The following is a 19,422-nucleotide window of genomic DNA, read 5'->3' on the forward strand; positions in this document are numbered from 1 at the left end:
GACGGCTTGCTCTCAATTGGTTTGATGTCCAATATTTGGCCGTTCTATTGCCGATAGGCGAGAAAGCTGTAGTTTGTGGCCATGAGCCTACATCCATCACTGCAGCCAATCTTCGACACCGTGCTTCATCGGAATCCCGGAGAGTCGGAGTTTCACCAAGCGGTACAGGAAGTTCTCTATTCCTTGGGTCCCGTGGTCGACAAACACCCTGAGTACCTCGAACTGTCGATGTTCGAGCGTCTGTGTGAACCCGAACGGCAGATCATCTTCCGGGTCCCGTGGATCGATGACACCGGCACGGTCCAGATCAATCGCGCTTTCCGTGTCGAGTTCAACTCCTCACTGGGCCCCTACAAGGGTGGTCTGCGCTTCCACCCCTCCGTCAACCTCGGCATCGTGAAGTTCCTCGGCTTCGAACAGATCTTCAAGAACTCGATCACCGGCCTTCCCATCGGCGGCGGCAAAGGCGGCTCCGACTTCGACCCGAAGGGTCGCAGTGACCTGGAGATCATGCGTTTCTGCCAATCCTTCATGCTCGAGCTCTACCGGCACATCGGCGAGTATCGTGACGTTCCTGCCGGCGACATCGGGGTGGGCGGCCGCGAGATCGGCTACATGTTCGGTCAGTACAAACGCGTCACCAATCGATACGAAGCCGGAGTGCTGACCGGAAAGGGACTGTCCTATGGCGGCTCGATGGTCCGCACCGAAGCCACCGGCTATGGGCTCGTCTATTTCCTCAAGGACATGCTCGGGGCGGCAAAGAAGAACCTCGACGGACGCTCGGTCGTCATTTCCGGCTCCGGCAACGTCGCCGTCTACGCGGCCGAGAAGGTCGAAGCCTTCGGCGGTCGTGTCATCGCGCTCTCGGACTCCGGCGGCTTCATCCACGATCCCGACGGTGTCGACCTCGATATCGTCAAGCAGATCAAGTTCGTCGACCGGGGCCGGATCTCCGAATACGTCACCCGCCGTGGCGGACGTGCCGCGTTCCACGAGGGTGGGAACGTATGGAGCCTCGAAGCCGAGGTCGCACTGCCATGTGCGACCCAGAACGAACTGGACGAGGACGACGCCAAGAAGCTCGTCGCCGGGGGCGTGGTCGCCGTGGCCGAAGGCGCGAACATGCCGTGCACGCCGGGCGCGGTGAAGGTCTTCTCCGAGGCCGGCGTGCCCTTCGCTCCCGGCAAGGCGGCCAACGCCGGCGGTGTTGCCACCAGCGCCCTGGAGATGCAGCAGAATGCCAGCCGCGATGCTTGGCACTTCGACTTCACGGAAGCTCGGCTGGCGGAGATCATGGGCGACGTCCACGACAGCTGTGCCGCAGCGGCGGATGAGTATGGGGCTCCCGGTGACTATGTCGCTGGAGCCAACATCGCCGGGTTCATCCGTGTCTCCGAAGCGATGCTGGCCCAGGGCGTCGTCTGACCCACCCATGCCTTCACCTGAAGGGGGCTCTTCCACAATTTCGTGGGAGGGCCCCTTCAGTTGGTTTCGCCTCTATGGACCCGCCGCTCGTCTCCGGGGGCGTTCAGGGCAGACGTGCTTCAGCGGGGTCCGATCGTGCCGTAGGCCTTGCGCCATCGCAGCAGCGGTCTGTCCGATTGGGAACCGGCGCGGGCACCAAGGGCCACGACCTCGCCGACGACCAGGCTGTGCGTGGCGACCTCGAGGATGTCGGTGGTTCTCAATTCGAACCACGCCATCGCCTCGGCGAGGATGGGCTGACCCGAATGGGGGGCGGGGAACGTGTCTATCCCGCTCAGAGCCCCGTAGAGGGGCTGACCGGGCTCGCCGAGGCGCTCGGAGACGTCTCTTCCCGCAGAGTTGAGCAGAGAGATCGCGAAGTGCTCACTGCTCTCGAGGGTCTCCATCATCCTTGAGCCCGAATAGATGCTGACGGCCATCGTCGGAGGGTCGTAGGACACATCGAGGAACGAATCGACCGTGATCGCGTGTGGCGACCGGCCGCGGTTGGCGGAGACCACGGCCACGGCTGCCGCGATGTCGTCACTGAGTTCACGATAGCGCTCTGTGAGGGAATCCTCGTGAGTTCGGTCCATGTCATTCATTCTAGGGAACTACAATGAACATCATGACTTTGCCAGCTTCAGGTGGTTCATCCACAATCGAGCGTGAGCGGACCGAACAGCTCGTCGAACCAGGCGACCATGAGCGGTACAGCCACTACGCACCCAAGGACAAGATCATGGAGGCGATGGTGACCGGGACCCCGGTGATCGCCCTATGCGGGAAGGTCTGGATCCCGAGCCGGGACCCGGAGAAGTTCCCCCTCTGCCCCAAGTGCAAAGAGATCTACGAAACGATGCCTGAAGGACCGAAGGAGTAGATGACCGCGGAACGTCTCCCAGGGACTTCCGCCGCCGAACAACTCCCACCGGCGTTTCCCGAGCGTGCAGCTTGGGGAACGGCCGGAAAGTTGCGTGCTTGGCAGGCCGAAGCCCTGGAACAGTATTTTCGGGATCAGCCCAAGGACTTCCTCGCAGTCGCAACCCCCGGTGCAGGAAAGACGACTTTCGCGCTGCGCCTGGCCGCAGAGCTCCTGGCTCAGCGGGTCGTCAACCGCGTCACCGTTGTCGCGCCCACCGAGCACCTCAAGGTCCAGTGGGCTGATTCCGCGGCTCGGGTCGGAATCAAACTCGACCCGCACTTCAAGAACGCGCAGGGCAAGCATGCTCCCGGCTTTCACGGTGTGGCCGTCACCTATGCACAGGTCGCGGCGAAGCCGACGCTGCACCACAACCGCACCGCCGCCGGGCGGACTCTGGTCATCCTCGACGAGGTGCACCATGCCGGTGACGCCCTGTCGTGGGGCGACGCCGTGCGTGAGGCCTTCAGTCCGGCCGTGCGCCGGCTGTCGCTGACCGGTACGCCGTTCCGCTCCGACACCTCGCCGATCCCGTTCGTCACCTACGAGCCCGACGAGAACGGCATCCGCACCTCGGTGGCCGATTACTCCTACGGGTACGGCAGGGCGCTCAAGGACTCAGTCGTCCGGCCCGTCCTGTTCCTCGCTTACGCGGGCGCAATGTCATGGCGGACCAAGGCCGGGGAGGAGATGTCGCATGTCCTCGGCGAAGAGACGACGAAGGACATCTACGCCCAAGCCTGGCGCACTGCGCTCGACCCCAACGGCGACTGGATCCCGGCCGTTCTCAAAGCCGCCGACATGCGACTGACCGAGGTCCGGCGGACGGTCCCCGATGCCGGTGGACTCGTCATCGCCACCGACCAGACCACTGCCCGTGCCTACGCGAAGCAGCTGCGCGAGATCACGGGGGAGAAGCCGACGGTGGTGCTCTCCGACGAGGCGGGCGCCTCGGCGCGCATCGAGGAGTTCCAGAACTCGAGCGACCGGTGGATGGTCGCGGTGCGAATGGTGTCCGAAGGCGTCGATGTCCCGCGTCTGTGCGTCGGCGTCTACGCCACCTCCTCGTCGACCCCGCTGTTCTTCGCCCAGGCCATCGGCCGCTTCGTGCGCGCGCGCAAACGCGGGGAGACCGCCTCGGTGTTCCTGCCCTCGGTCCCCGTTCTCCTCGCCCTGGCCAACACCATGGAGGTCGAACGCGACCACGCCCTCGACAGACCGAAGAACGAGGACGAGAACGACGTCGTCGTCTTCGACGAGCAGGCGCTCGAACAGGCGAACCGGAATGAGGGCGCCTCCGACCAGCTCGGATCGTTCGAAGCTCTGGGCGCGGAGGCACTGTTCGACCGTGTGCTCTTCGACGGCGGCGAATTCGGGACCGGAGGCGCGATCGGCTCCGAGGACGAGCTCGACTTCATCGGGATCCCGGGCCTGCTCGAACCGGACCAGGTCCACGAACTGCTGCGGACCCAGCAGGCCAAGCAGGCGAAGCGGAAGACAGCTGTCGCTTCGGCACCGGAAGTCGATCGCAGTGAGCTCGAGCACCGGGCGATGAAGGAGGAGCGCAATCAGCTCCAGAGCCTCGTCGGAGCCTGGTCGCGGCGGACCGGTCTGCCGCACAAGACGGTCCACGTCCAACTCCGCAAGGCCTGCGGGGGACCTGCCGTCGCGCAGGCGACTCGTGATCAGATCCAGGCGCGGATCAAGAAGATCCAGGGCTGGTTCGTCGGCCAGAGCTGAGTCCGGCTGTCGGCTGGGGCCGGCGACACCTCAGTCGGTGTAGAAGACCGTCGGGATCGCCGGTTCGCCGTCCTGCAAACGACGGGCCGAACGGGGCAGCTCGGCCAACGACTCGTCGTGACGGGCGCAGGCCCTCTTCACTCCGGCAGCACCGGTGTAGGACTCGTCGATCTCGCCGTCGACGACAAGATCCACGGTCAGCGGACGTCCGTCACCCACGTCGCTGGGAAGCGTCGGGACTCCGACGGCTTCCTCCACCGCGATGGCCCCGTCGACGAGGCGCATCGCGTTCTTGTGACCGCCGCGGGAGGACTTGCCGCTCGCCGCTTTCGCCACCGATGTCCAGGAACCCGATTCATCGGCACGCGCGACGAGCTTGTACACGAGACCGGCAGCCGGGGCCCCCGACCCGGTGACGACCCGGGTGCCGACACCGTAGGCGTCGACCGGGGACGCAGCGAGTGCGGCGATCGCATACTCGTCGAGATCGCTGGTGACGGTGATCTTCGTGTCGTGAGCGCCCAGCCGGTCGAGGCCCGCGCGGACTTCGCTGGCCTGCTCGACGAGATCGCCCGAATCGATCCTGACTCCGCCCAGCGAGGGGCCGGCTAGTTCGATCGCGGTCCTCAGCGCCACCTCGACGTCATAGGTGTCGAGGAGGAGCGTGGTGTCGGTCCCCAGCGACTTCAGCTGCGCGGCGAACGCCTCGCGCTCCGAGTCGTGGAGGAGGGTGAACGAGTGCGCCGAGGTCCCGATCGTCCGCAGTCCGTACTGGAGCCCGGCGGACAGATTGGACGTCGAGGCGAAACCGCCGATCACCGCAGCTCGAGCGGCAGCGACCGCCGCCCGTTCGTTCGTGCGCCTGCTCCCCATCTCCGCGCAGGGACGATCGCCTGCGGCCTGGGCCATGCGAGACGCCGCCGAGGCGACCGCGCAGTCGTAGTTCATCGCCGAGAGGATGAGGGTCTCGAGGATGACGCCCTCGGCGAAGGTGGCCTCGATCGTGAGCAGGGGTGATCCGGGGAAGTAGATCTCGCCCTCCGCATAGCCCCGGATGGTGCCGGTGAACCGGTAGTCGGCCAGCCAGGCGATCGTTGCCTCATCGACGATCTTCTCCCGACTGAGGTAGGACAGCTCTGCGTCGTCGAAGCGGAAGTCGCGCAGCATCTCGAGGATCCGACCGGTCCCGGCGACGACCCCGTAGCGGCGTCCGGCTGGGAGCCTGCGGCCGAAGACTTCGAACAGGCTCCGTCGGTCCGCAGCCCCGGATTCCAGCGCCGCCTGCACCATCGTCAGCTCGTACTGATCCGTGTAGAAAGCGGTCGATCCGGCCCGTGTGAGATCACTCATAGGCGCGATCTTAGTTCACGACAGCGTCAGTGATCTGCCGTATGGTGGAAACGTGAGCAACCCAACGACTCCAGTTCTGGAACCGGAGGTCGATGTCCGACCCGCCGAAGATCTGGCCAAGCCATGGAAGACCGTCGTATTCAACGACCCCGTCAATCTCATGAGCTACGTCAGCTACGTCTTCCAGAGTTACTTCGGATACTCGTCCGAGAAGGCCCACAAGCTGATGCTCGAAGTTCATGAGAACGGACGCTCCGTCGTCGCCACGGGGGCGCGCGAGGCCATGGAAAGGGACACTCAAGCCATGCACGAATACGGTCTCTGGGCCGCCTGCCGGCCGATGACGGAATCCGACTGAGCGATGGCAGCCATCGACTCTCGCGGGGACGACGTCGTCCTCCAGCTCGAAGACAACGAACGATCCCTCATGCTCACCGTGTTCACCGATCTGGCAGCTCTCCTCGGGGAGTCGGATGAGTCGGGTCGGCCCGCGTCCGAGAACTGGGAGGCCCGCCTGGGGCTGGTCGAACGGCCGCGGCCGGAGGACCCGGCTCTGCTGCGGCTGTTCCCCGACGTCGACCCCCTCGACGCCGAGCGGTCCGAGGAATTCCGCCGCCTGACCGAATTCGACCTGCAGCAGGCGAAGGCGCACAACGTCCGCATCATCCTCAACGGGCTCAGCCAGGGACCCCGCATTTCCCTGACCGAGGACGAGATCCTGGCCTGGACGAAGGGCCTCAACGATCTGCGTCTGGTGCTCGCGGTGCGCCTGGGCATCGACACCGAGGAGGCGCAGGAGGAGAAGTACGCCCGCCGCGACGAACTCGACGAATCCGAAGACCTCACCCTGACCCTCTACGATTTCCTCACCTGGGTCCAGGACCGCCTGACGATGACCTTGCTCGACGGTCTGCAGGGAGATGAAGAGGAATGAAGCTCACCGCCATCGGCACTGCCGGGTCGTTTCCCGGGCCGGACTCCGCCGCCAGCTGCTATCTGGTCGAGACCGAGGAGGAGAGGCCGACGCGGATCGTGCTCGACCTCGGATCCGGTGCGCTGAGCCGGCTGCAGCGGGTCGTCGACCCGGGCTCCTTCGCTGCAGTCGTGCTCACCCATCTCCATCCCGACCACTGCATGGACATGACCGGTCTCTACGTCCGGCACTGCTACGATCCGAAGTTCTTCAACGGCAACGTCTCCGACACCGGATCGATCCGGACCAGGACATCGGTGTTCGCACCGCCGGGAGCCGAGGAGAGACTGACCCGGGCCTATCACACGGACCCCGGCCGGTCGCCGGTGGCCGGCAGCTCCGACCCTAGCGATCTCACGCATGCCTTCGAGTTCGTCGACCTCGACCACAGGTCGAGTTTTCAGATCGGGTCCCTGACCGTCGAGAGCTTCCTCGTCGACCACCCGGTCGAGGCCTACGCCCTGCGGATCACCGACGACCGGGGGAAGGTCATCACCTACTCCGGCGACAGCGACGAATGCGACAACCTCATCGAGGCGGCCCGCGGAGCCGACGTCTTCCTCTGTGAAGCGGCCTTCCAGGAAGATCGGGACACGGCCAGGGGCATCCACCTGACCGGCAAGCGCGCCGGCCGTGTGGCCACGAACGCCGAGGTGAAGTCCTTGGTCCTCACCCACATCCCCGTCTGGACCGATCGCTGCATCGTCAGGGGAGAGGCGGCCGGCGAATTCCGGGGGCCGATCGAACTGGCCAAGCCCGAAGCCAGCTGGACCGTGTGAACCCACCCACGGGTGGGACCGGTCCATGAGTGAGCCCATCCCATGCGTGAGCCCACCTCACGCGTGAACCCACAGCAGAAGTTCTCGACAACCGAAGGAAGCAGAAGCGTGCGCGCAGACTCCCGATCAGCGGATCAGCTCCGCGAAGTCACCATCACCCGCAACTGGCTGACCACCGCCGAAGGCTCCGCCCTGGTGGAGTTCGGCAACACCCGAGTGCTGTGCGCAGCATCCCTGACCGAGGGCGTGCCGCGCTGGCTCAAGGGTCAGGGGCGCGGCTGGGTCACCGCCGAGTACGCGATGCTCCCACGCGCCACCGACACCCGGAACACACGCGAATCCGTCAAGGGCAAGCTCGGCGGACGCACGCACGAGATCTCCCGCCTCATCGGGCGCAGCCTCCGCGCCGTCATCGATCTGACGAAACTGGGCGAGAACACCCTGGTGCTCGATTGCGACGTCCTCCAGGCCGACGGCGGCACCCGCACCGCGGCGATCACCGGAGCCTACGTGGCCCTCGTCGACGCGATCGACAAAGGCCGATCGACCGGCGTCATCCCGGCCGCGCACAACCCGATCATCGACTCCCTGGCGGCTGTCAGCGTCGGCATCGTCGAGGGTCGGGCCGTCCTCGACCTGCCCTACGCCGAGGACTCGACCGCGGAGACCGACATGAACGTCGTGATGACCGGCAGCGGCAAGTTCATCGAGGTCCAGGGCACCGCCGAAGGTGCACCGTTCGACCGAAGTGAGCTCGGAGTGCTCCTCGACCTGGCGACCAAGGGCTGCGAAGATCTGACCAGGATCCAGGCGGAGGCCCTCGCCCGATGACCACCTTCGTCCTCGCAACCCACAACGAGAAGAAGAAGCGCGAGCTCGAAGCGATCCTCCTACCCCACCTCGGCGAGGGCACAGAGGTCAGGACCGCCGCCGAGTGCGGTGTCGGCGACATTCCCGAAACCGGGGTCACCTTCATCGAGAACGCGCTCATCAAAGCGCGAGCGGCGGCCGCGGCCACCGGTCTCACCTCGATCGCCGATGACTCCGGAATCTGCGTCGACGTGCTCGGCGGAGCGCCCGGGATCTTCTCGGCCCGATGGGCGGGCCGCCACGGCGACGATCAGGCGAACCTCGAGCTGCTGCTCGCACAGCTGAGCGACATCGCGCCCGAGCACCGGGGAGCGCAGTTCCGCTGTGCGGCGGCCGCGGTCACCGCCGATGGACGCGAGTTCACCGCCGAGGGCATCATGCCCGGCAGCCTCGCCACCGCCCCGGCCGGCGAGCACGGGTTCGGGTACGACCCGATCTTCGTGCCCGAGGGATCGACCAGGAGCGCTGCCGAACTGACGCCGGAGGAGAAGAACGCCCGCTCCCATCGCCGGATCGCCTTCGACAAGCTCGCCTCCATGCTGGCCGAAGAACTCGGACGTGCGCGATAGTTCCAGTTCAGATATGGTCCCGGTCACACCGGGACCAGCGGGTTCAGTTAAACTGTCGTTGCCGATAAGGGCCAACACGACTAGGAGAGCGATGAAGACTCCGCGCACCACAATCTGGGTCGCCGCAGCAGCTGCTGCAGCACTGTTCCTCTCCGCCTGCACAGCGGGGGCCTCGGATCCGAAGGGGACCCAGAAGGATTCGATGGCGATCGCGTTCACCGCCGAACCGGTCAACCTCGACTTCACATCCACCTCGGGGGTGGCCATCCCCGAGGCGCTGATGGACAACGTCTACGAATCGCTCGTGCGGGTCGACGGAGAAGGCACCATCCAGCCCTCCCTGGCCAAGGAGTGGGACATCTCCGAGGACCGCAGGACCTACACGTTCCGACTGCAGGAGGGGGTGAAGTTCTCCAACGGCGCCGACTTCACTGCAGAGGACGTAAAGTTCTCCTACGACCGAGTGGCGAAGGACTGGAAGAACCCGCTGAAGTCGAAGATGGACCTCGTCGAGAACGTCAAGGTCGTCGACGATCACACGGTGGAGATCACCCTCCAGCGCCCCTCGAACATGTGGCTGTACAACCTCACCACCCTCGTCGGAGCGATCTTCGACACCGAGGGCACCGCGGATCTCGCCAACGAGGCGATCGGCACCGGTCCCTTCGCGATCGAGAAGTTCACCCGCGGACAGTCGATCGACTACGTCGCCCGCGACGACTACTGGGGTGATGCTCCCGCGGTGAAGAAAGTCCAGTTCAAGTACTTCAAGGACGCGGTCGCGGCCTCCAACGCTCTGCAGTCGGGCGAGATCGACATCATCTCCAATCTCCAGGCGCCCGAACTCGCCGGGGACTTCCAGAGCGAGGAATACCAGATCATCTCCGGCACCACGAACGGCGAGGTCGTGCTGTCGATGAACAACGCCGAGGGGATCTTCAAGGACAAAGCGGCGCGGGAAGCCGTGATGCACGGGATCGATCGCAAAGCGGTCCTCGACACCGCGTGGGCAGGCTACGGCGAGCTCATCGGCTCAATGGTCCCACCGACCGACCCGTACTACGAAGACCTGAGCGGGGTCTGGCCCTACGATCCCGAGAAGGCCAAGGAGAAGGTCAGAGAGGCCGGGATCGAGGGGGAGGAGTTCGCCTTCACGGTTCCCAACCTGCCGTACGCGCAGGCCATCTCCCAGGTCGTGTCCGCTCAGCTCGAGGAGATCGGACTCAAGGCGAAGGTGGAGACCCAGGAGTTCCCGGCGGTGTGGCTGGACAAGACGTTCACCAAGCATGACTACGACATGTCAGTGATCAACCACGCCGAACCCCGCGACATCCTCACCGTGTTCTCCAAGGACTACTACACCGGCTACGACGACTCGACGATCAAGCCGATCGCGGAGAAAGCCGACAGGGGCACCGAAGCGGAGTACATCGCGGGAATGAAGACGATCGCGCGGACGATCACCGAGGACGCCGCCGCGAACTTCCTGTTCCTGTTCCCCAACCTCGTCGTCGCCAAATCCGACATCGAGGGCATTCCGGTCAACAGGGTCTCCGACTCCTTCCGCATCGCGGATCTCAGCTGGAACTGAGCGCCACCGCGCATGCCCGTCTACCTGCTCAGCCGCGCCGCTCAGTTCGCCGTGGCGCTCTTCGTCGCCTCGGTGGTCATCTTCGCCATGATGAGCTTCCTGCCCGGCAACGCCGCGCAGGTCGCCCTCGGGACGAACGCCACCCCCGAGGCGGTCGCGGCTCTCGAAGCCCGCTACGGACTCGACGAGCCGCCGCTGACCCGGTATCTGCAGTGGGTGGGCGGAATGCTCGGCGGCGACTTCGGCACCTCCTACGTCACCGGCGCCCCGATCACCCCGGTGATCATGAACAGCGTCCAGGTCACGGCCATCCTCGTCGTCTGCTCCATCGTCCTCGCCGTCGTCATCGCGGTGCCGTTGGGCACATTCGCCGCGCTCGAGCAGCGCAACTGGATCGGAATGACGATCTCGGCACTGAGTCAGGTCGGCATCGCCGTGCCGAACTTCCTCGCCGCGATCATCCTCGTGATGATCTTCTCCCTGGGTCTGGGGTGGTTCCCCTCGCAGGGGTGGATGGCGCCGATCGAGGGCGTCGGCGGGTTCCTCGCCCGACTGGTTCTGCCCGTCGTCTCCCTGGCGCTCGTGCAGGCCGCGATCCTCACCCGCTACGTCCGCTCCGCCGTCCTCGATGTGATGCGTGAGGACTACATCCGCACCGCGCGGGCGAAGGGGCTGACCCGGACCCGGGCGCTGTTCGTCCACGGGCTGCGCAACGCCGCGATCCCCGTCATCACCGTGGCCGGGGTGCAGCTGGCGACGCTGCTGGTCGGAGCGGTGATCATCGAACAGGTCTTCGTCATTCCCGGGATCGGCTCCGAACTCGTGCGGGCGGTCGCCAACCGCGACCTCGTCACCGTGCAGGGAATCGTCATGGTCCTCGTCATGCTCGTGCTCGTCATCAACCTCATCGTCGATCTGCTCTACCCCATCGTCGATCCGCGCATCAGGAGCGCCGCATGAGCGAGCACCAGGACCAGCCCTTCGACCCGAACCTGCCGGTCCGCGTCGACGACGCCGGCCCGGCCACCGGTCCGAACGCGGGCCCCGCCATTCCCCAGCGGGGGCGGGGCCGTCGGCGCCTGAGCGCCTCGATGATCATCGGCGCCTCGCTCGTGGTCCTCGTCTTCGCCCTCGCCCTTCTGTCCTTCATCTGGACACCGTACGACCCATCCGTCATCGACCCGGCGGCGAGGCTGCAGTCGAGCAGCCTCGACCATCCCCTGGGAACGGACCGATTCGGTCGCGACACCCTGACCTGGATCATGTACGGTGCGCGGATCACACTGCTCGTGGGCATCGTGGCCGTCGGCATCGCCCTCCTCGTCGGCACCCCGATCGGGATCATCGCCGCCCTCTTCGCCCAGTACCCCTGGGGGATGTGGATCGGAGCCGTGATCATGCGCGCCAACGACATCCTCCTCGCCTTTCCGGCCCTGTTGCTCGCGATCATCTTCGCCGCCGTCTTCCAGCCCGGAACCGGTCCGGCCATGGTGGCGGTCGGGATCGCCGCGATCCCCGGCTTCGCCCGGGTTGCGCGGTCGGGCACGATGCAGGTGCTCAGCTCCGAGTACGTGAGAGCCGCCCGCGCCTCGAATCGGAGCACACCGGCGATCGCCGTCGTCCACGTCCTGCCCAACATCGCCGGCATGGTCATCGTGCAGGCCTCCGTGGCGTTCGCGATCTCCGTCCTCGCCGAGGCGGGGCTGTCCTTCCTCGGATTGGGCACCCAGCCTCCTGTCCCCTCCTGGGGGCGGATGCTGCAGGAGTCCCAGCAGTTCCTGTCCACCCATCCCGAGCTCGCCCTCTGGCCCGGGCTGTGCATCGCGCTCGCCGTGCTCGGATTCAACCTGCTCGGCGACGGTCTGCGCGACCGCTTCGACCCGAAGATGGAGGCCCGCGGCGATGGCTGAGAACCTGCTCGAGATCTGCGACCTCACGATCACCCCGGCTGGTTCCACCACTGCGGTGCTCGAAGGCGTCTCGCTGACGCTTGCCCCCGGCGAACGGGTGGGGCTGATCGGCGAATCCGGTTCGGGGAAATCACTGACTGCCCAGTCGATCATGGGCCTCCTCCCGGAGGAGCTGAACGCGAGCGGAACCGTCACGCTCGACGGGTTCTCGGGCAACGTGCTCGCGGCACGGGAGAAGACCCTGGCCCGGGTGCGCTCGAAACTCGTCTCGATGGTGTTCCAGGAACCCATGAGCGCGCTCAACCCCTTGATGCGGATCGGAGACCAGATCGCCGAGGCGCTGCGCATCCACGGTGAGACCCAGCGGCCACGGATGCGCGGCCGCGTCCTGCAGCTGCTCCACGACGTCCACATGCCGAGTCCCGAAAGCGCCCGGCTGGCCTACCCGCACCAGCTGTCCGGTGGGCAGCGGCAGCGCGTGATGCTCGCGATCGCGTTGGCGAACTCGCCCCGACTGCTCATCTGCGACGAACCCACGACCGCCCTCGACGTCACCGTGCAGAGGCACATGCTCGACCTCATCGCCGAACGCGTGGCGACCGTGCGGGCCGGTCTGCTGTTCATCACCCACGACCTCGCCGTCGTCGCCGGAGTCTGCGATCGGGTCATCGTCATGCACTCCGGACGCATCGTCGAGACCGGTTCCGTCCGGGAGATCTTCGCCAACCCGCAGCACGAGTACACGCGGGGGCTGCTCGCCTCCTCCGACCTCGAATCCACCGACGCCGACGGGAAGCTCTACACACTGCGGACGGCACTTGCCTACTCCGGGCCGACCACCTCGGCGACGGCGTCTGCGGCATCCGCGGCCCACACCTCGGCACCGGCATCCGCGGCACCCACCTCGGCGGAGACGAAGCCATCCGGGAACCGGGCTGCGGCCACGGCTCCCTCAGCGGAGGGGCTCGGCGCTCCGCTCATCGAGGTCAGCGGAGTGTCGAAGCTCTACCGGTCGGGTGGCCTGCTCCGCCGCAAGGCTCCGGTCCAGGCGCTCGAGGACATCAGCTTCAGCGTCCACGCGGGCCGACGGCTGGGCATCGTGGGGGAGTCGGGCTCGGGGAAGACCACGCTGCTGGGCATCCTCTCGGGCCTCGACCGGCCCACCACCGGGCACGTCAGGGTCGGTGACGTCCGCGTCGACACCGCGAGCTCACAGGCCCTGCGCTCACTGCGCGAGAACCTGCAGTTCGTATTCCAGGACCCTTTCTCCTCCCTCGACCCGCGGATGCGGGTGGAGGACATCGTCGCCGAACCGCTCGTGGCCCAGGGCATGGCCCGGGAGGAACGACGAGCGAAGGTCGCGGACATGCTGGCCGCCGTCGACATCGACACGGCGTCCATGCGCCGCTACCCGCATCAGTTCTCCGGAGGGCAGCGGCAGCGGATCTCGATCGCCCGGGCGCTGGTGACCCGGCCACAGATCCTCGTCGCCGACGAACCGGTGTCCGCCCTCGACGTGTCCGTGCGGGCGCAGGTGCTCAACCTGCTCACCGACCTCGTCGACGAATACGCCCTGACCCTGCTGTTCGTCTCCCATGACCTGGGCGTGGTCAAGCATCTGTGCTCCGAGGTGATCGTCATGAAGGACGGGCACATCGTCGAAGCCGGGGCGACCGACGCCGTCTACTCCGACCCGCAGCAGGACTACACACGCGACCTCATCGCCGCGACCCCGAGCTTGGCAGCAGCCCTCGAGGCAGCCCGATGACCGCGACGAACGAGAGAGGAGAGGCCATGAGCACCCACGCCCTCGCCGACCACAGCGCAGCGGAGATGACCGCAGGGTTCGCCGCCGGCGATTTCGATCCGCTCGAAGTCCTCGCCTCGGTGCAGGAGCGGATGGACGAATGCGAACCCGTCATCAACGCACTCTGCCACCGCGACGACGCTCGCTCCCAGGCTGCTGCCGCCGCCAGTGCGCAGCGTTGGCACGACGGTCAGGCGCTGGGACCGCTCGACGGGGTGCCGGTGACGATCAAGGAGAACATCGCCCGCGCCGGAGTGCCGATGCCCAGCGGCCACGCCTGGGTCGAGGTCCCGGTCGCGGACCATGACGCCCCGATCACGCAGCGCCTCGAGGAGGCGGGAGCGGTGATCGTGGGTTCGACGACGATGCCTGACTGGGGGATGCTGTCGTCGGGGGTCTCCTCCCTGCACGGCATCACCCGCTCCCCGCTCAACCCTGCCCTGACCACGGGAGGATCGAGCGCGGGTGCCGGGGCGGCCGCGGCCGCTGGGTACGGTCCGATCCACATCGGCTCGGACATCGGGGGTTCGATCCGCCTGCCGTGCACCTGGCTCGGACTGGCGGGACTGAAGCCGAGCTTCGGCCGCGTGCCCCTCGACGCCCCGTACCTCGGCAGATGTGCAGGCCCTCTGGCGAGAACCATGGCGGACGTCCGATTCGCGATGGACGTCATCTCCGCTCCCGATGACCGCGACTACACGCGGCTGCCCCGGATCGCCCGCGACGAGGCGGACGGCAGTCCCACTGTCCCTGCGGGTGGGTCGGCATTCGATCCGCGCGGGATGCGCATCGGGCTCCACCTCGACGCGGGGTGCGGGGAGACCGTGGATCCTGAGACCGCCTCGGTGATCGCCGAGGCGGCCGACCGCTTCGCCGCCGCCGGAGCCGAAGTGGCGAGACTCGGCCCCTTCCTCGACGACGAGCTCCTGCGTGACATGGACCTGTTCTGGCGCGTGCGATCATGGTCGGACCTGCGCGCGCTGCCGGTCGAGGAACAGGCGCTCATCCTGCCCTACATCCAGCAGTGGGCGCAGGGCGGGGCGGATGTCAGCGGAGTGCGACTGATGGAGTGCTACCACAGCATCCAGGAGATTCGACGGCGGACGGTCGCCGCGACAGCAGGATTCGACCTGGTCCTGTCCCCGGTGGCACCCGAGGCAGCCTTCCCCGCAGAGCAGCCCATGCCCTACCCAGTGCCCGGCCGGCCGATGGGGCACATCGGCTTCACCATGCCCTACAACATGTCCGAGCAGCCGGCCGCCACGGTGCTCGCCGGATACACCTCGGACGAACGGACCATCGGCCTGCAGATCTCAGGTCGGCGCTTCGCCGACGAGCGTGTGATGGCGGCCGGTGCCTGGTTCGAGAGGACGGCAGCGCTGGCGAAGCCGGTGCGAGCAGTCCCAGGCAGCGTGCCTGAAGCATTGAGCGCCTGATTCAGTGCGTGCCTGACCACACTGCGGCTTGACCCAGTGGGTGCTTGAATGACGATCGCCGGGGTTCTGCACAGAACCCCGGCGATCGTCTCGGCCCGGTCTTTGCGCTCGTCGCGGCGGGTCAGACCATCGACTCAGAAGTCGAAGAACTCGATGGAGAGCTTGTCCCCGTCGATCTTCACACTTCCGGACACCGAGAGCGGGTTGCCGTTCGAGAAGTAGGAGGAGCCTCGCTGCTTGCCGTCGACGGAGAAGTCGAAGCTGCCCTGCTTATCGGTGAAGAACGATCCGGTGCTCGTGTCGCCGACGCCGAATGAGGCCTTGACCTGCGGCATCTCCTTGATCTTCCACTCGGCCGTGTCCTTCTTGGCGAGGTCGTCGAGCTTGTCATCGGTTCCGCCCACCGGGATCTGCGTCGGGTCGAAGTTGATGAACTTGCACTTCGGCTTGATGTCCTTGTTGTCGAAGCACTTCTTCAGTTCGGCCTCGACCTGCTTCTGGACTTCCTTCTCGAAATCCGGAGTCGGCGACAGGGACAGGTTGAGGGTCAGCGGAGCAACCTGCTCGGTGTTCGGCTTCTCGCCGGGGGCGAATGCCTGCGGGAAGTTCACCTCTGCCGTGTCAGAGGCTTCACCGACCCATTTGCTCGCCGGGATCTTGAAATCGTAGTTGCCCGGGTACACGGCGAACGAGGTCGTTCCGGCCTGCGCCTGGTATTCGGTGCCGTTGACCGTCATGCCGTCAGCGGCCGGGATGTCGAGAGAGATCACGTGCAGGGCAGGCCCCGTCAGCGTCCATTTGTCGAAGAAGAGGTCCTGTTTGCCGTCCTTCTTCGCGGGCAGCTCGACGTTGTAGGCGGTGCCGCCGAGTTCGTAGGAGACGACGACCTTGCCCGAGTCACCCTCGACGCTCGAGGACTCGACCTTGGCATTCTCGACCTTGGCCGACGACCCCTCGGTGAAGTTCTTCGACAGCAGATCGAGGTTGGTGCCCTCCGGACGAGGGGAGGGGGCGATCTTCTCGGCTGCCGCGAAGTCTCCCTTGCTCAGAGCGGCGACGTACTCCTCGGCGACTTTGTCCGGACCGTAGTTGTTCTTGTTCACCGAGTTGATGACGAGGAACCCGACGGCGACGAGAACGAGCACGAGAAGCACAGAACCCAACGCGATGAAGAGCGGGAGGCGCCCCTTCTTCTTGGTGCGAGGGCGGGAATCGGCGCGGGTCGCTGTGGCTCCGCCGGCGAATCCGGGAGCCGGAGCGGGCTGGGGGATCGACTGAGAATGACCGGGGCCGGAGCCTGACTGCTGGGGAACCGGGCTCTGCTGCGGTCCGCCGTACTGGGGCCCCGGCACGGCTCCGTACTGAGCGGTCTGCGGACCCTGGGGTCCACCGTGCTGCGGGCCCTGGGGTCCACCGTGCTGCGGGGCTCCGTAAGGAGCGCTGGGCGAACCGGTCTGCTGTGGACCCGGGCCGCCGTATTGGGGCCCGTTCTGCTGCTGCGCTTCACCGTAGTGAGGTGCGCCGGGCGGCGGACCCTGCGGTTCTCGGGGTCCACCTTGCGCAGGGCCGGAGTCGGGATAGGGAGGCGTCAGCGGTGGTGCCTGGTCACCGGGGTACGACGAAGTCTGAGGCGAGGGCGCCGTCGGCGGATACGCCGGAGCGTCCGGTGCGGAGTAGGTGGGTGCCTGTGGGAGTGCCTCGGTCGAGGCTGCCGGTTCGTCTCCCTGCGAGGGCGTGTCCGGCTCGGCCTGCCGATCGGAGAGACGCATCTCCTCCGGGCTCGGACCTGCTGCGTCCTGGCGATCCGCCAGGCTCATCGACACCGTGTCGGACTGATCGTCCGCGCTTGAGGCCCGGCTGTCGGCGCCGACGGAGGCCGGGGATGAGTCCTCGGCCTCGATGTCCGTCGACCCGTCGTCCGCTGCGGGGGGTGCCTCGGACTCAGGCTCGGGCTTCGACCCGGACTCGGGCTCGGGTTTCGACCTGGGCTCGGGCTCGGGTTTCGACGCGGACCGGGAGTCATGCTCTGCGGTCGGCCCGGTCGCGCTGTCGTTCGCAGAGGTCTCGCTCGCGGGCTCCGGCGAGGACCCGCTGTCGTTCGGTCGACTGTCGTTCGGCGCGGAAGGAGTGCTGTCTGGCTTGCTTGTCTCCACCGAATCCTGGCTGGTCGCGTCCGCCGACTTCGCAGCGGATTCGGAAGTGCTGTCCTCCGGCCCCTTGCTGGAAGGTCGTGGGACCTTCGGCTCGTCGTTTCCGTTGCTCATCGCTGGATTCATCCTTCGTGTTTACAAGCGTGTCCTGGCGCAATTGTACGTCTCAGAGGTGGGAACTGCGTGGTCAATACCAGGATCGGGGCACGCGGTCAGCGAAAATGGAATGGATGCACACTTCTCCGCTTCCCCGCACCAACCGCCATCCAGTCCTCCTGGGGCTGCTGGAGGCGTTCCGACTCGACCTCATCATCGTCCCCGTCGCCTTCCTTCTCTCGGCGGCCTTCTGGCTCATCGGACTGAGCTCTCAGCTCCAGTATTCGATCATCCCGGAATGGGCTCTCTCCCTGTGGGCGATCGTCCACGGGCTGAGCGTGTCGACGATCGGATTCGACTTCTCCCTCCCGCCGGGCCTCGTCACTGTCGTGGTGTGGTTCCTGCTGGCATCGGCCTCCCGACGACTCGTCGAGAGCAGCGTCGACGATGACGAAGAGTTCTCAGCCCCTGACGGATGGAAGAGTCCGGTTCTCGCACTGGCGACCTTCGTGCTCGCCTACGCAGGCCCGCTGCTGACCGGGGCGCTCCTCTTCGGGGAGACCGCGATGACCCCTTTCGGGTTCCTGAGGTTCCTCCTGCTGCTGGTGTCGGCCGTGGCAGCGGGCTGGCTGTGGGCCCGGGGAGTCGACGACCTTCCTGTGCTGCGCGACCTCGATCCCGACACCGTCGACTGTGCCCGCGCCGTGGCGAAGCGGATCTTCTGGGGCCTTCTCGCCGTCACCCTGATCGCCATCGGCATCGGCACCGCTCTGCGCTGGGATGCGCTGACGACGTCGATGGAGAACTACAGCTCCCCGCTCTCGGCCACCATCGGACTGCTGGTCGTGCAGATACTGTTCGCCCCGGGGATCCTCTTCTCCGTGCTGTCCTGGATCGCAGGCAGCGGAGTGAACCTGGGCGCCGGCGGACTCAGTTCGGTGTTCCATTCGGTGCCCGGACCGGTTCCCGATGTCCCGGTGCTGCAGCTCCTGCCCGGTGACTACCCCGACTGGTCGCTCGCCGCACCCGCTCTGCTCGTCCTCGTCGGACTGCTGTCCGTTGTCCTCGGGAGAGCGCACGCCCAGTCGGTGCTCATCGCCTCGTGGACGGGGATCGGGCTGACGGCGCTCATCGTGTTCGTGCTCCTCCAGCTCCTGGCGCTGATTGCGCGCGGAGCCATGGGACCGCTGGGACTGTCGGACTTCGGCCCCTCAGCGCTCACCTCGGCGGCGGCCGTCACTGCCTGGGTCGGGTTGGGACTGAGCGCGGGGCTGGCACTGACGAAGCTCTCCCAGCTGCAGTACACGGGGGAGGCCGACGACGACCTCCATACGGCCGACGACCGCCACACTGCGGAAGACACCCGGACCGTGGACACCCGTGAGAGGCCGGAAGATTCAGACTGACGGGCTGCTCCCGAGCACCCGCAGTGACAGTTCGGCCGGATTGGAGAGCATCGGGCAATGGTCGCCGGGCATCACCTCCGGGGTGATGCCGAGCCGGTCGACGGCGACGCGCGTCATGAAACTCCGGGGGAAGAACCGGTCATCGGCGGTGATCAGCACTCGAGTGGGAACTCGGGGCCAGGCGGGCAGCGGCCACGGACCCATGAAGGGCGCGGCCGACTGCTCGCGCTGATGGCTCAGGGCCTCACGGGCCAGATGGGCAGGTGTCCGGTGGAGCATCAGCTCCATCGGGTCGATCATGCCCCCGGCGGTTTCCTCCTCGAGGGCCTGCGCATGGCCGGTGTTCTCCCACCAGT

General features: G+C 66.4%; 18 protein-coding genes. 14 read left to right on the plus strand and 4 right to left on the minus strand.

Annotated features, from left to right (window positions below):
- Positions 1-81: 81 nt before the first annotated feature.
- Positions 82-1,428: an NADP-specific glutamate dehydrogenase gene (gene gdhA, locus RIT73_RS14475; RefSeq protein ID WP_309132798.1), complete on the plus strand. Its 1,347-nt coding sequence runs from the start codon at positions 82-84 to the stop codon at positions 1,426-1,428.
- 119 nt (positions 1,429-1,547) lie between these two features.
- Here gdhA and RIT73_RS14480 read toward each other — a convergent pair whose 3' ends face one another.
- Positions 1,548-2,063, minus strand: coding sequence for a flavin reductase family protein (locus RIT73_RS14480; protein ID WP_309132799.1), 516 nt, complete (start codon positions 2,061-2,063; stop codon positions 1,548-1,550).
- A gap of 23 nt (positions 2,064-2,086) precedes the next feature.
- Between RIT73_RS14480 and RIT73_RS14485 the strand changes: the two genes are divergently transcribed.
- Positions 2,087-2,350 (plus strand): DUF3039 domain-containing protein, encoded by a 264-nt coding sequence (locus RIT73_RS14485; protein WP_309132800.1) that lies wholly within the window; start codon positions 2,087-2,089, stop codon positions 2,348-2,350.
- Positions 2,351-4,129 carry a DEAD/DEAH box helicase gene (locus RIT73_RS14490; RefSeq protein WP_309132801.1) on the plus strand — a complete coding sequence of 593 codons (1,779 nt, stop codon included), beginning with the start codon at positions 2,351-2,353 and terminating at the stop codon, positions 4,127-4,129.
- A gap of 30 nt (positions 4,130-4,159) precedes the next feature.
- On the opposite strand, the gene RIT73_RS14495 is transcribed toward RIT73_RS14490, so the two are convergent.
- Positions 4,160-5,479 carry a nicotinate phosphoribosyltransferase gene (locus RIT73_RS14495; RefSeq protein ID WP_309132802.1) on the minus strand — a complete coding sequence of 440 codons (1,320 nt, stop codon included), beginning with the start codon at positions 5,477-5,479 and terminating at the stop codon, positions 4,160-4,162.
- Positions 5,480-5,531: 52 nt separating this feature from the next.
- Here RIT73_RS14495 and clpS point away from each other — a divergent pair, with 52 nt between their 5' ends.
- From clpS to RIT73_RS14545, 10 genes are all read left to right on the plus strand, one after another.
- The gene (gene clpS / locus RIT73_RS14500; RefSeq protein ID WP_309132803.1) at positions 5,532-5,837 is read left to right on the plus strand and encodes an ATP-dependent Clp protease adapter ClpS; all 306 of its coding nucleotides are present in this window, start codon (positions 5,532-5,534) and stop codon (positions 5,835-5,837) included.
- Positions 5,838-5,840: 3 nt separating this feature from the next.
- Positions 5,841-6,413: a DUF2017 family protein gene (locus tag RIT73_RS14505; RefSeq protein ID WP_309132804.1), complete on the plus strand. Its 573-nt coding sequence runs from the start codon at positions 5,841-5,843 to the stop codon at positions 6,411-6,413.
- Positions 6,410-7,231: an MBL fold metallo-hydrolase gene (locus RIT73_RS14510; protein ID WP_309132805.1), complete on the plus strand. Its 822-nt coding sequence runs from the start codon at positions 6,410-6,412 to the stop codon at positions 7,229-7,231. Before RIT73_RS14505 ends, RIT73_RS14510 begins: the two co-directional genes overlap by 4 nt.
- A 108-nt stretch (positions 7,232-7,339) precedes the next feature.
- A complete protein-coding gene (gene rph / locus RIT73_RS14515) occupies positions 7,340-8,062 on the plus strand; it encodes a ribonuclease PH (RefSeq protein WP_309132806.1) in 723 nt (240 codons plus the stop codon).
- Positions 8,059-8,670 (plus strand): RdgB/HAM1 family non-canonical purine NTP pyrophosphatase, encoded by a 612-nt coding sequence (gene rdgB / locus RIT73_RS14520; RefSeq protein ID WP_309132807.1) that lies wholly within the window; start codon positions 8,059-8,061, stop codon positions 8,668-8,670. The genes rph and rdgB overlap by 4 nt, the downstream gene beginning before the upstream one ends.
- 91 nt (positions 8,671-8,761) lie before the next feature.
- On the plus strand, positions 8,762-10,261 hold the full coding sequence (locus tag RIT73_RS14525) for an ABC transporter substrate-binding protein (RefSeq protein WP_309132808.1): 1,500 nt from the start codon (positions 8,762-8,764) through the stop codon (positions 10,259-10,261).
- 12 nt (positions 10,262-10,273) lie between these two features.
- Positions 10,274-11,221, plus strand: coding sequence for an ABC transporter permease (locus tag RIT73_RS14530; RefSeq protein WP_309132809.1), 948 nt, complete (start codon positions 10,274-10,276; stop codon positions 11,219-11,221).
- 131 nt (positions 11,222-11,352) lie between these two features.
- Entirely contained in the window at positions 11,353-12,171 is an 819-nt protein-coding gene (locus RIT73_RS14535; RefSeq protein ID WP_309132859.1) for an ABC transporter permease, read from the plus strand.
- Positions 12,164-13,939: an ABC transporter ATP-binding protein gene (locus RIT73_RS14540; RefSeq protein ID WP_309132810.1), complete on the plus strand. Its 1,776-nt coding sequence runs from the start codon at positions 12,164-12,166 to the stop codon at positions 13,937-13,939. Before RIT73_RS14535 ends, RIT73_RS14540 begins: the two co-directional genes overlap by 8 nt.
- A gap of 26 nt (positions 13,940-13,965) precedes the next feature.
- Positions 13,966-15,414 carry an amidase gene (locus RIT73_RS14545; protein WP_309132811.1) on the plus strand — a complete coding sequence of 483 codons (1,449 nt, stop codon included), beginning with the start codon at positions 13,966-13,968 and terminating at the stop codon, positions 15,412-15,414.
- 134 nt (positions 15,415-15,548) lie between these two features.
- On the opposite strand, the gene RIT73_RS14550 is transcribed toward RIT73_RS14545, so the two are convergent.
- On the minus strand, positions 15,549-17,678 hold the full coding sequence (locus RIT73_RS14550) for a hypothetical protein (protein WP_309132812.1): 2,130 nt from the start codon (positions 17,676-17,678) through the stop codon (positions 15,549-15,551).
- A 116-nt stretch (positions 17,679-17,794) separates the two neighbouring features.
- Between RIT73_RS14550 and RIT73_RS14555 the strand changes: the two genes are divergently transcribed.
- Positions 17,795-19,066, plus strand: coding sequence for a DUF6350 family protein (locus RIT73_RS14555; RefSeq protein WP_309132813.1), 1,272 nt, complete (start codon positions 17,795-17,797; stop codon positions 19,064-19,066).
- Here RIT73_RS14555 and RIT73_RS14560 read toward each other — a convergent pair.
- A partial coding sequence (locus RIT73_RS14560) for an alpha/beta hydrolase (RefSeq protein ID WP_309132814.1) occupies positions 19,058-19,422 on the minus strand: 365 nt, incomplete at its 5' end. The two genes, RIT73_RS14555 and RIT73_RS14560, sit on opposite strands and share 9 nt — an antisense overlap.

This window comes from Brevibacterium sp. (genome assembly GCF_031179145.1).
Lineage (GTDB): Bacteria > Actinomycetota > Actinomycetes > Actinomycetales > Brevibacteriaceae > Brevibacterium.

Coding starts and splice junctions, on each gene's coding strand:
- gdhA (WP_309132798.1), top strand. CDS start 82: ATGAGCCTACATCCATCACTGCAGCCAATCTTCGACACCGTGCTTCAT.
- RIT73_RS14480 (WP_309132799.1), bottom strand. CDS start 2,063: ATGGACCGAACTCACGAGGATTCCCTCACAGAGCGCTATCGTGAACTC.
- RIT73_RS14485 (WP_309132800.1), top strand. CDS start 2,087: ATGAACATCATGACTTTGCCAGCTTCAGGTGGTTCATCCACAATCGAG.
- RIT73_RS14490 (WP_309132801.1), top strand. CDS start 2,351: ATGACCGCGGAACGTCTCCCAGGGACTTCCGCCGCCGAACAACTCCCA.
- RIT73_RS14495 (WP_309132802.1), bottom strand. CDS start 5,479: ATGAGTGATCTCACACGGGCCGGATCGACCGCTTTCTACACGGATCAG.
- RIT73_RS14505 (WP_309132804.1), top strand. CDS start 5,841: ATGGCAGCCATCGACTCTCGCGGGGACGACGTCGTCCTCCAGCTCGAA.
- RIT73_RS14510 (WP_309132805.1), top strand. CDS start 6,410: ATGAAGCTCACCGCCATCGGCACTGCCGGGTCGTTTCCCGGGCCGGAC.
- rdgB (WP_309132807.1), top strand. CDS start 8,059: ATGACCACCTTCGTCCTCGCAACCCACAACGAGAAGAAGAAGCGCGAG.
- RIT73_RS14525 (WP_309132808.1), top strand. CDS start 8,762: ATGAAGACTCCGCGCACCACAATCTGGGTCGCCGCAGCAGCTGCTGCA.
- RIT73_RS14530 (WP_309132809.1), top strand. CDS start 10,274: ATGCCCGTCTACCTGCTCAGCCGCGCCGCTCAGTTCGCCGTGGCGCTC.
- RIT73_RS14535 (WP_309132859.1), top strand. CDS start 11,353: ATGATCATCGGCGCCTCGCTCGTGGTCCTCGTCTTCGCCCTCGCCCTT.
- RIT73_RS14540 (WP_309132810.1), top strand. CDS start 12,164: ATGGCTGAGAACCTGCTCGAGATCTGCGACCTCACGATCACCCCGGCT.
- RIT73_RS14545 (WP_309132811.1), top strand. CDS start 13,966: ATGAGCACCCACGCCCTCGCCGACCACAGCGCAGCGGAGATGACCGCA.
- RIT73_RS14550 (WP_309132812.1), bottom strand. CDS start 17,678: ATGAGCAACGGAAACGACGAGCCGAAGGTCCCACGACCTTCCAGCAAG.
- RIT73_RS14555 (WP_309132813.1), top strand. CDS start 17,795: ATGCACACTTCTCCGCTTCCCCGCACCAACCGCCATCCAGTCCTCCTG.